This is a genomic window from Caballeronia sp. LZ035 (assembly GCF_031451175.1).
Classification (GTDB): domain Bacteria; phylum Pseudomonadota; class Gammaproteobacteria; order Burkholderiales; family Burkholderiaceae; genus Caballeronia.
In genome coordinates this window covers 1-2,202 of sequence record NZ_JARUXS010000023.1, presented here as the reverse complement: position 1 = coordinate 2,202, position 2,202 = coordinate 1, and the positions used below count along the sequence as shown (strand labels likewise).

Annotated in this window: 1 pseudogene; it reads right to left on the bottom strand. The window is 61.0% G+C overall.

Annotated elements, in window-relative coordinates:
- Positions 1 to 2,202, bottom strand: a pseudogene (locus QCE88_RS41865) (type IV secretion protein Rhs); the annotation flags it as partial.

The window sequence follows — 2,202 nt, the reverse complement described above, 5'->3', positions numbered from 1 at the left end:
GTCGTCGCGTACAACCTTGAAGCGGTCGCCGTGGGCGTCGTAGGCGAAATACTTGAGCCTTCCAGTCGGATCGGTATGCGCGATGATGCGCCCGAGTGGATCGTAGCGAAATTGATCGCTGCCTGAACGGCTGTCGCGGCGTTCGATCAGATTCCCGCTGATGTCGTAGCGGAAGTTGGTTTCGTCGTCGTTCAGGCCCGCACACCGCGTTGCATGACGGGTCAGGCGTCCCGCGCTGTCGTAGTCGTAAGCGTGTTCGAGGCTTTCGGTGAACTGTGTGCTCGCCAGCCGGCCCGCAATATCGCGCGTGAAGCGAATCGGCGCGCTGTCGTCAATCTGGATAGTTTGCGGCGCACCCAGCGCGTCATACGAATACGCGAGCGTCTGCTCGAACACGGAATCAGCTGTTTGCAGCGTGCGGGTTTGCTCGACCAGACGCCCCGCCATGTCGTATGCGTACGCGAGCGTGCCGGTCGCATCGGCGTGCTGTTGCAGCTCTGTTGTTAGGCGACCATCGGCGTCATAGGCGCGATCGACCGTTGCGCTTGTGTTCTGTGCCTTCGTTAGCTGGCCGCGCCTGTCATACGCGAACACTTCGCTTTGATCGCTGCCTTCGACCGCGCGTCGCGTGATGCGCCCCAACGGATCGCACGTCACCGCCAGCACGTTACCCAGCGGATCGATGCTCTGCGTCAGATGCCCCGCCGGATCGTAGGCGTAGCGTCGCGAACGCCTGTCATAGCCGATTTCTTCAACCAACCGTCCCGCCGCATCGCGCAACAGATGCCACGTTTCTCCCCGCGCATTGGTCACGCCGACCAGTTGTTCTTCCGTGTTGTAGTGATAGCGCGTGACGCCGCCATCGGCGTCGGTTCGGCTCGCTAGCTGGCCTTGCCCATAGAAGCTGAAGCGCGTGACGTCGCCCGCCTCATCGGTGTACTGCGTGAGGTTGTCCTCGGCGTCGTATGCGCAAGACACGTAGCGCAAACCTGGCAGCGTGCAGGTCGTGAGCCGCCCCTTGATGTCCCATCTATAGGTGGCCGCTTCCTCTCCCGGTGCACTTCGTTCAATCAGCTTGCCTCGCGCATCGTGCTTCAGGCGCGTGGTGCGTCCGAGCGGATCGGTCAGACCCGCCAGATAGCCCAGCGGGTCATAGGCGAGTGTCGTGACCTGTTGCGCGGCATCGCGTACCTGCACGAGTTGGCCGCGATTGTCGTATCCGAACGCGGTGACAAGGCCCGATGGCGTGGTTTGCTCGGTCAGGTTGCCGCATGCATCCCACGTCTGTTCCCACTCGCCGCCTTCCGGGTCAGTAATGGCGATAGGTCGCAGATTATCGTCATACTCCATGCGCGTCGCGCTACGATCCGGCAACGTGTGACTCAGCAGATTGCCGCACAGATCGTATTCCCACGCGGTCCTGTTCCCGCCAGGATCCACTGCTTCGACAGTGCGTCCCAATCCGTCATAGCGATAACTGGACATTCCGCCTAACTGATCGATCAGCATGATCGGCAAGCCACGCTGGTCGCATTGCAGACGCGTAAGTCCGCCGAGCGAATCGGTAATACGCGTCTCGCGATAGGTCAGATCGTATTCAAAGCGATAGTCATAAAGACCGCCATCGCCCCATGCGTGATCCACGCGCCACAGGCCATCCTCATGCCATTGATGCGAGTAGTAAAACGACAAGCCGTTGCGATCGGTATGTCGCACCATGACGTGCTCGCCGGCATATTCGAAACGGTAGGCATTATCGAGCGCATCGTGGACCGCAATCAGATCGCTGCGCGCGTTCTGTTCATAGCGCACCAGCGGCCAGCATTGGCCTTGCGCATTGTGCAATGTCACCCTACCGATGCAGCCACTCAAATCGCCCGCAGCGCAGTGCACGATGCGACCCGTCGCGGCATCGCCCGACCATTCGATGAATTGCAGTGCGCCTTCGCTCGGCAACTCGATACGCCACGCATTGCCGTTCAGATCGTTGAACTGTTCGAGCCATGATCGAAGCGGCTGTTGCGGACTGGCGACGAGCGCCTGCTCGCGCCATCGCTCGGGCAGTGTGAAGCGGTATTCAACCCCCGCGCGACCCCGCACGATCAAATGCACGCCGTCGAGATAAAGCGCATGACCGCCGACGCCTTCGATGATGCGCGCCGCCCAACCTTCATCGGCGGGCATCTGGTCGAAGCACACCCA